This is a genomic window from Nocardioides zeicaulis, assembly GCF_042432345.1.
Taxonomy (GTDB): domain Bacteria; phylum Actinomycetota; class Actinomycetes; order Propionibacteriales; family Nocardioidaceae; genus Nocardioides; species Nocardioides zeicaulis.
This window is the reverse complement of sequence record NZ_JBHLXH010000002.1, coordinates 137,911-147,613: the sequence shown is the minus strand read 5'-3', so window position 1 is coordinate 147,613 and position 9,703 is coordinate 137,911. Positions and strand designations below refer to the sequence as shown.

Genomic DNA, 9,703 nt, shown 5'->3' with positions numbered 1-9,703 from the left:
CCTGACCGCCCGACCACATCGAGGAGCACGCGGTGACCGAGCACCACCACAGCACGGGTGAGGGCGCCACGGTGTCGCTGGTCGTCGGCGCGTCCAGCGGCATCGGCCGCGCCACCGCGATCGCGCTCGCCGCACGCGGCGACCACGTGGGCCTGCTGGCCCGCCGGGTCGACGCCCTGGAGGACGTCGCGCGCGAGTGCCGCGCCGCGGGCGCCGCGTCGGCGTGGGTGACGTCCTGCGACGTCGACGAGGACGACGAGGTCGCCGCCGCGGTGGCGGAGGGGCGCGGGCGCCACGGCCGTCTCGACGTGGTCGTGCACTGCGCCGGCATCGTCACCTACGGCCGCGTCGAGGAGGCCGACGCCGAGGACGCACGTCGCGTCGTGCACACCAACCTGCTGGGCGCGATGACGGTCGCGCGTCACGTCGTCCCGGTCCTGCGCGAGCAGCGACGCGGCACGCTCGTGCTGGTCGGCTCGCTGCTTGGCCACGTCGCGGTGCCCGGCATGACGCCCTACGTCGTGTCCAAGTGGGGCGTGCGGGCGCTGGCCCGGCAGCTGCACATCGAGAACATCGACCTGCCCGACGTGCACGTCGTCCACGTCGCGCCCGGCAGCGTCGACACCGAGATCTACGACGAGGCGCTCGACGACGCCGGTGCGGTCAACACCCCACCGCCCCCGGTGCTGCCGCCCGAGTCGGTCGCCCGCACGATCGTCCGCGCGATCGAGCAGCACCGCCGCAGCGTGCAGACCTCGCTGGTCAACCAGGCGCTCATCGCGGCCTTCACCGCGGTGCCCTGGGCCTGGGACCGCCTGGTCGGCCCCGTCTTCGAGCGGGTCTCGCACCGCAGCACCGAGACCGCGGACCGGGAGGCTCGCCGTGCCGGCTGACGACGAGGGGACCCCGCGGTCGGTGCTGGTGGTCGGCGGAACGTCCGGCATCGGCCTGGCCACGGCCCGGTTGCTGGCCGGCTCGGGGGCGCGGGTCGCGGTGGCCTCCCGCTCGCCCGAGCGCGTCGAGGCCGTGGCGCGCGAGCTCGTCGCGCTCGGCGCCCTGGATGCCGTCGGCGTGGTGGCCGACCTGGCCGAGCACGGCGCAGCCGAGCACGCGGTCGCGACCGCGGTGGCACGTTTCGGGGGCCTGGACGCGGTGGTGACCTCGGCGCAGACGATGGCCTACGGGACGGTCGAGCAGGTCGACCCCGAGGCGTTCGAGCAGGTCACGACGGTGGCCGTGCGGGGCACCTTCGAGCTGGCGAGGGCCGCGCTGCCCGCGCTGCGCGCCTCCGGGGGAGGCTCGCTGGTGGTGGTGTCGTCGCTGCTCGCGGAGATCGCGGTGCCCTCCATGTCGACGTACTGCACCGCGAAGTGGGCCCAGCTCGGGCTGGTGCGCTCGCTCCAGGGCGAGACCAGGCGCGAGCGCGACCTCCACGTGTCGCTCGTGCTCCCCGGCGCCATCGACACCCCGATCTACGCCCAGGGCGGTTCCTGGGCCGGCCGCGCCGGCCACGCGCCGCCGCCCGTCGTGGCGCCCGAGGCCGTCGCCCGTGCGTGCGTGCGGGCGCTCGACCGGCCGCGCCGGATGGTGCACGTGGGTCCGGCCAACCGGGTCGCGGTCGCCGGCTTCCGCCTCCTGCCCGGGGTGTACGACGTGCTCGCGCCGTTCCTGGTCGACCGTGTCGTCCTGCGAGGTCGCCCCGTGCCGGTCCACCCGGGCAACGTGCTCGCGCCCCGCCCCGAGCTGGAGGCCGAGCGCGGCGGGTGGCGCTGGTGGGGGACGCGGCGACGACGCTGACCGGACGCCTCAGACGTGGCGGACGGTGACCTGGCCTGCCGCGACCTCCCAGTGCTGGTCGAGGTGCACGTTCTCCAGCAGCCGCCGGTCGTGCGAGACCAGCAGCAGCGACCCGTCGTAGGACGCGAGCGCCTGCTCGAGCTGCTCGATCGCGGGCAGGTCGAGGTGGTTGGTCGGCTCGTCGAGCACCAGCAGGTTGACCCCGCGCGCCTGCAGCAGCGCCATCGCCGCCCGGGTGCGCTCGCCGGGGGAGAGGCGCCCGACCGCGCTGGCCACCTGGTCGGCCTTGAGCCCGAACTTCGCCAGCAGCGTGCGCACGTCGGCCCGCGTCCACTCCGGCACCACCGCCTCGAAGGCGTCGCCGAGCGGCAGCTGCTCGTCGAGGCCGGTGCGGGCCTGGTCGATGACGCCCACCGCGACCGAGGCCCCCAGCGCCGCGGACCCCTCGTCGGGTGCGGCCCGGCCCAGCAGCAGGCGCAGCAGGGAGGTCTTGCCGGCGCCGTTGGGTCCGGTGATGCCGATCCGGTCGCCGGCCTCGACCTGCGCCGAGACCGGGCCGAGCGTGAAGTCGCCCAGGCGCAGCACCGCGGCGTTGAGGGTCGCCACGACGCTGCTCGAGCGCGGGGCCGCCGCGATGTCGAACTGCAGCACCCACTCCTTGCGGGGCTCCTCGACCTCCTCGAGCCGGGCGATGCGCGACTCCATCTGCCGCACCTTCTGCGCCTGCTTCTCCGACGACTCGGTCGCGGCCTTCCGGCGGATCTTGTCGTTGTCGGGGCTCTTCCGCATCGCGTTGCGCACGCCCTGGGAGCTCCACTCGCGCTGGGTGCGGGCGCGGCCGACGAGGTCGGCCCGGGTGGCGGCGTACTGGTCGTAGGCCTCGCGCGCGTGCCGGCGCGCGATCGCCCGCTCCTCGAGGAAGGAGTCGTAGCCGCCGTCGTGCACGGTGACCTGGTGCTGCGCGAGGTCGAGCTCGACGACCCGTGTCACGCACCGGCCGAGGAACTCGCGGTCGTGGGACACCAGCACCACCCCGCCGCGCAGGCCCTGCACGAACGCCTCCAGCCGCGCCAGGCCGTCGAGGTCGAGGTCGTTGGTGGGCTCGTCGAGCAGCACCACGTCGAAGCGGCTCAGCAGCAGCGCCGCCAGGGCCACCCGGGCGGCCTGCCCGCCCGACAGCGAGGTCATCAGGGCGTCGGGCCCGACCTCGAGGCCGAGGTCGGCGAGCACCGGCGCCAGGCGGTCGTCGAGGTCGGCGGCGCCACTGGCCATCCACCGGTCGAACGCGGCGGCGTACGCATCGTCCGCCCCGGGCGCCCCCGAGCCCAGCGCGGCGGCGGTCTGCTCCATGGTCGCGGTCGCCTGTGCCGCGCCCGTGCGGCGGGCGACGTAGTGCGCGACGGTCTCGCCCGGCACCCGCTCGTGCTCCTGCGGCAGCAGCCCGACGAACGCGTCGGCGGGTGCGCTCGCCACCGAGCCCGCCATCGGCGTCGCGGCGCCACCGAGCAGCGAGAGCAGGGTCGACTTGCCCGCGCCGTTGGCGCCGACCACCCCGATCACGTCGCCGGGAGCGACCGTGAGGTCGAGGCCCTCGAAGAGGACGCGGTGACCGTGTCCACCGGACAGGTCCTTGGCGACGAGCGTGGCTGGCACGGCCGGGAGCCTAGCGCCGTTGGGGGTGCGGCGTAGGGTCGGGGAGAGCGCTGGGAAGGGGTGTCTGTCCGGACGACCCGCACCCGGCCGAGAGGTGGACGTCATGGCGACGTCGAACGGTCCCGATGTCCACCCCGCCCCCGCGGTGCGTGAGCCCGCCGCCGGCCCGGGGCGCGGGTCGCCGCGACGGCTGACGTTCGTCACCCACTCGGCGATGCGCGACGCGTGGTGGACCCTCCTCGACGAGGACGGCGAGGTGGTCGCCAGGGGTGGTCGTCCCCATGCGACCCGAGGCCATGCCGACCAGGCGGCGCACGCGTTCCGCACCGGTGCGGCCCGCGCGACGGTCGTCGTCAGCGAGGCGGTGCCCGCGCAGTGGAGGTGGACGGCGCGCGCGATGGACGGCGCCCACCTGGGAGTCTCGGACTGCTGCTTCACGAGCGAGGCCACTGCTCGCGCCGATGCCGCGGAGGTCCTGGCCCGAGCCGCGACGGCCACCGGGCCGTGAGCGACCGGTCGCCCGCACCCGGGGTGCGCGTGGCGCTGGGCGGCAGCGCCGGGTCCGGTCCGGTCGACGGTGCGTGGTGGCCGCGCTCGCGCGACCTCGCCAGCGAGGCCGCCCGCCTCGTGGAGCACCTCGCCCTGTCGGGCGACGACGTGCGGAGCCTGTTGTTCTCCCGCCCCGACTGGGACGCCGTCGAGGGCACCGACCGGTGGCACCGGGTCGTCACCGCGGGCGGCACGGTCCGGATGGGCTCCTACGCCAGCGACGACACGCACCTGATGGTCGTCACGCTCGCCTCCGGCCAACGCCTCCGCCTGGTCGTCGTGCCGCACGACACCGACTCGGTGCGCGCGCAGGTCGTCCTCGATGCTGCGTCGGCCGGCGCCAACCTCCAGTCGCCGGGCTCCCTCCTGGGGCTGTCCGGACCGGACCAGAGCGAGATCGGGCACGACATCTGGGACGGCGAGCACCACGGGCCGCACCGGCTCTAAGGGACGCGGGTGGTGTCTGCCACGATCGGGCGGTGCGGACGCGAGGTGGTGCGGGGGTGCTGGGCGTGCTCCTGGCTCCGCTCGTGGCCGCGCTCACCTCGTGCGCGGTCCTGCCCTCCACCCCCAGCTCCACCCCCCACTCCGCTCCCGACTCCGCCCGCGCCGACCACGGGCTGGAGCCGCGGGCGGAGGCACAGGAGCGGCTCGCCGGCCTCCGCACCGGCGACCGGGCCCACCCCGACGACTACGACCGGGACGCCTTCGGCTCGGCCTGGGCCGACACCGACGACAACGGGTGCAACCAGCGCGACGACGTGCTGCTGCGCGACGCCGTGGCCGGCACCGCGCGGGTCGGGCAGCAGGGTGCGTGCGACCACGACGTGCTCGCCGGCACGTGGGTCGACCCCTACACCGGCACCACGATCGTCCTCGACGACCTCAAGGACCTCGCCCAGGCGCAGGCGGTCCAGATCGACCACGTCGTCCCGCTGTCCGAGGCGTGGGCCTCAGGCGCCGACCGGTGGGATGGGGACGAGCGGCGCACCTACGCGAACGACCTGCGCAACCTGCTGGCCGTCGACGGGCCCACCAACGCGGGCAAGGGCGACGACGACCCGGCCGCCTGGCGCCCGCGCCAGGCGTACCAGTGCGCCTACGCCGTCCGGTGGGTGCGGGTGAAGAGCAGGTACGACCTCGCCGCCGACCCGAGCGAGGTCCGAGCGCTGCGGGAGATGCTCGACCGCTGCTGAGCCGTCCGACCCCTGCGGGGGTGGGCGGCCCCGGCGACGAGGTGGTGGGGTGTCGGCATGGACCTCGGCATCGACGGCAGGAAGGCCCTCCTCACGGGCGGAGCAGGTGGCATCGGGCGCGCGACGGCGGCGGCGCTCGTCGCCGAGGGTGTCGAGGTGGTGCTCACCGACACCGACCGCGACGCGCTCGAGGGGGCGAGGGCGTCGCTGCCCGGCGACGCCCGGGTGCACGTGGTGGTCGCCGACCTGTCGCGGGAGGGCGACCTCGACGCGCTGCGCCGGGGCGTGCGCGACGCCGTCGGGGAGGTCGACATCGTCGTGCACGGGGCGGGCGTCACCGGTCCGACGGGCGCCTTCCACGAGCTCAGCGACGACGACTTCACCAGCGTGCTCGACACCAACCTGATGTCGGCCGTGCGGGTCAGCCACGCGTTCCTCGCCGACCTGCGACGGGGCTGGGGCCGGATGGTGTTCGTGAGCTCCGAGGACGCGGTGCAGCCCTACGACGACGAGCTGCCCTACTGCGCCGCCAAGGCCGGCCTGCTGTCGTTCGCCAAGGGCCTGTCCCGCACGTACGCCGCCGAGGGCCTGCTGGTCAACAGCGTCTCCCCGGCCTTCATCAGCACGCCGATGACCGACGCGATGATGGACCAGCGCGCGGAGGAGCAGGGGACCAGCCGCGAGGAGGCGATCGCCTCCTTCCTGGAGGAGGAGCGCCCGTTCATGGAGCTCGGGCGCCGCGGCGAGCCCGAGGAGGTCGCGGCCGTGATCGCGTTCCTGTGCTCGGAGCGCGCCAGCTTCGTCAACGGCGCCAACTACCGGGTGGACGCGGGGTCGGTCGGCTCGCTCTGAGGCGAGGCTGTCGTCGCCACCGGCAGGCGCCGTGTCGTCACGATGTCGGCGGCGACGTCGGCCACCTTGAGGTGGAGGTCGGTCGAGCACCTGCGCAGGAGGCTGAACGAGGCGTCCACCCCGAGGCCGTAGCGCTCCATCAGGATGCCCTGGGCGAGGCCGATGGTGTGCCGCGAGTGGATGGCGCTGTGCAGGCCGGAGATCTCGCGGGCCGCGGTCAGGGCGACGGCGGCGTGCGCGCCGTAGAGCACCGCGAAGTCCACGCTGTCACGGTCCGTGAACGCACCGGGCGTCCCCGAGTACATGTTGAGGGCACCGAGCACCGAGTCCTCGGTCGCGAGCTTGACGCTGAGGAGCGAGGCGACGCCGACCTCGGCGGCCCGCGGCCCCCAGGTGGGCCAGCGCGGGTCGTCGCCCACCGAGCCGCTGCGGTACCAGTCGCCGTCGAGGGCGGCGTCGACGCAGGGCCCCTCCCTCAGCGTGTACTGGAGCTCGTCGGCCGTGCTGGCCACCTCGGCGGTCGCGGCGAGGGTCACGAACCGCCGGCGCGCGCTCCTGAGGGTCAGGCTCACCCAGTCGGCGTCCGGGACCAGGTCGAGCGTCTGCTGGATGACGGCATCGGCCGTCGGCTCCGTGTCGCGGGCCGACTGCAGCTCCAGGGCGAGCCGGGTGAGCAGGTGAGCGCGGTCGTCGGTCTCCATGGATGTCCCTCCGGGACGCTCCGAGCGGGCGGTGGTGGGTACCACCGCCGTGACCTGACAGCGTGACACACCTCGTGCGCCCTGTCGCCGGCTCGACCCCGGGCGTCCGCGCGGTGCACGGCGGACACCCGGGGGACGCGGACCGTCAGGACTCCAGGCGCTGGGCGATCGTGAGCACGCGGGTGACCATGTGGTCGAGGGCGTCGTTGGCGGCGTCATCGACCCCGCCCGCGCCGGTGACCACGCCGACGCCGTAGGGGTTGCCGTCGTTGAACTTCACCTGGTCGGTGTAGCCGGGCGGCACGATGATCCCGCCGAAGTGGGCGAACGTCGTGATCATGGCGAGGAGGGTGGTCTCCTGGCCGCCGTGGAGGGTCTGGCTCGAGGTGAAGGCCGAGTAGACCTTGTCGGCCAGGCGTCCCTCCTGCCAGAGCGGTCCGAGCGTGTCGATGAACGACTGCAGCTGGCTGGTGACGTGGCCGTAGCGGGTGCCGGAGCCCATGATGACCGCGTCGGCCCACGCGAGGTCCTCGGGCTCGGCGACCGGCTGGTCGGCGACCGACGCGGCGTGCGCGGCCCAGCCCTCGACGGACTGGACGACCTCGTCGGGTGCGGTCTCGCGCACGCGGCGCAGGCGCACCTCCGCGCCCTGCGACTCGGCCGTCCGGGCCAGGCGGGTCGCCATCTGGTGGGCGGTGCCGTAGCTGGAGTAGTAGATGATTGAAAGTTTCGTCATCCCTCGACGGTAGCGCGACGTGGCCCGCCTCACACCCCCGAGGGGAGGTGGCGCGGCTCAGTGGAGCGCGTCGTCCGCGGACGTCGTCGCGAGGGCACGGAAGCGGGCCGTCCAGCCGCTGCGGCTCGGGGCGGCGCAGTAGGGACCGGCGAGCGCAGCACCCGAGGTCGCGAATGGCACCAGGCGGACGAGCTGCCACGCCCCGCCCTCCGGGCGGGCGCGGACGGTCACGCTGTCGGCGGCCACGCTGACCCGGACCCGCACCCAGGTGCCGGCCCAGTCGTCGACCGGTGCGGTCGACCAGTCGGAGCGCCCGTCGGTCATCACGACCCCGAGCCCCAGGCGACCGTCGGCGCGCTCGAGGCCCGCCTTCAGCCACCGCTCCTCGTCGACTCGCAGCAGCAGGCCGGCCTGGTCGAACTGCTCGGACATGGAGGCGTGCACGTCGACCTCGCAGGCCTGCCCCACGGCGACCGGTCGCAGCAGCGCGTGGGCGGTGTCGCGGACGAAGCCGTAGCTGGTGTGGCGCCACAGGTCGCTGCCCTCGACGGCGTCCACGACGAGCTCGTCGCCCTCGACCCGCCAGGACGGCTCGTGCAGCCACTGGGCGCCGTCGGTCGTGAAGGTGTGGTCCACGTCGATCAGGATCGCAGCAACCGGGCCAGCGGCGTGCCGCGGACCCGTCGCGACTCCGCCACCGCGAGCAGCCCGGCCCCGCACACCAGCAGGACGACCGACCCCACGGTCCACCACGGCACGACGGCGGCCGGCGGCTGGCGCGTGGACGTCAGCCGTTCGAGCGCGAACGAGCCCAGCGCCAGGTGGGCGCAGACGGCGCCGACGAGCGCGCCGACCGCCGACGCGACGGTCACGGGCGCCACGAGGTCGCCGGCCAGCACCCGCGTCAGGTCGCGCCGGGGCAGCCCGAGCGCGCGGAGGCGACCGACCGAGGAGCGCCGCTCGGGCGCGTCGGACGCCGCGGCCAGCGCGACGGCCAGGAGCGCCAGCAGCTGCAGCACCACGCACGACGCCACCCCCAGGTCGGTCATCGCCGACGGCAGCGGGGCGTCGCGTCGCCGCGCCAGCTCACCCGCGTACGTGACGACCGCTCCGGAGGCGCCCGCCTGGCGGGCGGCCTCGCTGACGGCGGCTGCGGCGCCGGTGCCCGAGGCCCAGACCGTGTCGGGCGCCGCCGCCACCCCGGCCCGGGCGAGGGACGTGGCGTCGACGACGAGCACCGCATCGCTCCCCGCACCGGGGTCGGGTGCGTCCCCCACGACCTCCAGCGGCACACGGACGCCCTCCCAGTCCAGGCTCGGCACCCGGCGCAGGCCGGCGGTGCCGCCGAGGAGGAGGGCCGGCACCCGGTCGTCGTCGTCGCCGTCGCCGTCGCCGGCGAGGCGGTCGCCGGCGAGGCGGTCGAGGTCGCCACCCGGGAGGCCGGATGCCTCGCGGACCCGGGCGAGGTCGGCGGGGGAGACGGCCACCAGCCGCACCAGCGCCGAGCCGTCGGAGCCGGACACGCGGACGCCGTCCTCGACGCGGGCGGCCGCGGCGGCGCGCACGCCGGGGGAGGACGCTACCTGGCTCGCGAGCCGCGCGACGGCGGGGTCGGGGCGCGCGTCGAACCGGACGTCGCCCCCCACCGCGACGCGCGCCCCGGCCGCCTGGCCGTGGTGCAGCGTGACGACGAGCGAGACGCCGAGGACGAGCTGCGACACCGCGACCACGACGGCCACGGTGGGCAGCGCGCGGCCCGGGGTGGACGAGAGCCGCGCCGCGACGAAGAGCGGGACCGCACCGGCGAGGCGGCGCGTCGCGGCGAGCAGGGCGGCCAGGGCGGCGGGCAGCACCCGCAGGAGCAGCAGCGCGGCCGCGACCGAGACCCACACGGCCGCGCTGGCGGCGGTGGCGTCGCCACCCGTGCCGTCCTTCCCGACGACGCCGCGCTGCCGCAGCGCCACCCACGCGAGCACCGCGGTCGCCCCCACGACCACCTCGACGAGCGCCCGCAGCCCGCCGGCGGCGCGCGCCCGGGAGCGCCGCGCGGTGCGGTTGGCCGGCGCCCGGTCGCGCCGCGTCGTGGCCCCCGCGAGTGCCACGCCGAGGAGCGGCGGTGCGGCCGTCGCCACGGCGACGACCGGCAGGGACCACACCCATCCGGCGGCGCCGGCGAGCAGGCGGACGCTCGCGACGCCGACCAGCGCCCCGGCCGCCGC

General features: G+C 75.7%; 11 protein-coding genes. 6 read left to right on the top strand and 5 right to left on the bottom strand.

From position 1 onward, the window contains the following. Positions 1-32: 32 nt before the first annotated feature. On the top strand, positions 33-893 hold the full coding sequence (locus ACFFJG_RS15215; RefSeq protein WP_378519632.1) for an SDR family NAD(P)-dependent oxidoreductase: 861 nt from the start codon (positions 33-35) through the stop codon (positions 891-893). Beyond that, positions 883-1,797, top strand: a complete 915-nt coding sequence (locus ACFFJG_RS15210) for an SDR family NAD(P)-dependent oxidoreductase (protein WP_378519631.1) — start codon at positions 883-885, stop codon at positions 1,795-1,797. Before ACFFJG_RS15215 ends, ACFFJG_RS15210 begins: the two co-directional genes overlap by 11 nt. Before the next feature lie 9 nt (positions 1,798-1,806). On the opposite strand, the gene ACFFJG_RS15205 is transcribed toward ACFFJG_RS15210, so the two are convergent. Continuing rightward, complete coding sequence (locus tag ACFFJG_RS15205; RefSeq protein WP_378519630.1) at positions 1,807-3,450, bottom strand: ABC-F family ATP-binding cassette domain-containing protein; 1,644 nt, start codon at positions 3,448-3,450, stop codon at positions 1,807-1,809. Positions 3,451-3,553: 103 nt separating this feature from the next. On the opposite strand from ACFFJG_RS15205, the gene ACFFJG_RS15200 reads away from it, so the two are divergent. From ACFFJG_RS15200 to ACFFJG_RS15185, 4 genes are read left to right on the top strand one after another with little or no spacing between them, the layout of a single operon-like run. After that, on the top strand, positions 3,554-3,958 hold the full coding sequence (locus ACFFJG_RS15200) for a hypothetical protein (RefSeq protein ID WP_378519629.1): 405 nt from the start codon (positions 3,554-3,556) through the stop codon (positions 3,956-3,958). Beyond that, a complete protein-coding gene (locus ACFFJG_RS15195; RefSeq protein WP_378519628.1) occupies positions 3,955-4,446 on the top strand; it encodes a DUF5994 family protein in 492 nt (163 codons plus the stop codon). The genes ACFFJG_RS15200 and ACFFJG_RS15195 overlap by 4 nt, the downstream gene beginning before the upstream one ends. A gap of 32 nt (positions 4,447-4,478) precedes the next feature. Then, entirely contained in the window at positions 4,479-5,195 is a 717-nt protein-coding gene (locus ACFFJG_RS15190) for an HNH endonuclease family protein (protein ID WP_378519627.1), read from the top strand. A 57-nt stretch (positions 5,196-5,252) separates the two neighbouring features. Continuing rightward, positions 5,253-6,047 carry an SDR family NAD(P)-dependent oxidoreductase gene (locus ACFFJG_RS15185; RefSeq protein ID WP_378519626.1) on the top strand — a complete coding sequence of 265 codons (795 nt, stop codon included), beginning with the start codon at positions 5,253-5,255 and terminating at the stop codon, positions 6,045-6,047. Here the strand turns inward: ACFFJG_RS15185 and ACFFJG_RS15180 are convergent. The 4 genes from ACFFJG_RS15180 to ACFFJG_RS15165 form a co-directional block, all read right to left on the bottom strand. Continuing rightward, on the bottom strand, positions 6,011-6,748 hold the full coding sequence (locus tag ACFFJG_RS15180; RefSeq protein WP_378519625.1) for a GAF and ANTAR domain-containing protein: 738 nt from the start codon (positions 6,746-6,748) through the stop codon (positions 6,011-6,013). The genes ACFFJG_RS15185 and ACFFJG_RS15180 overlap by 37 nt on opposite strands. A 145-nt stretch (positions 6,749-6,893) precedes the next feature. Beyond that, positions 6,894-7,484, bottom strand: coding sequence for an NAD(P)H:quinone oxidoreductase (gene wrbA, locus ACFFJG_RS15175; protein ID WP_378519624.1), 591 nt, complete (start codon positions 7,482-7,484; stop codon positions 6,894-6,896). A gap of 57 nt (positions 7,485-7,541) precedes the next feature. Continuing rightward, positions 7,542-8,120, bottom strand: coding sequence for a DUF1349 domain-containing protein (locus ACFFJG_RS15170; RefSeq protein ID WP_378519623.1), 579 nt, complete (start codon positions 8,118-8,120; stop codon positions 7,542-7,544). Positions 8,121-8,125: 5 nt separating this feature from the next. Then, on the bottom strand, positions 8,126-9,703 hold a 1,578-nt coding region (locus ACFFJG_RS15165; protein ID WP_378519622.1), incomplete at its 5' end, for an FtsX-like permease family protein.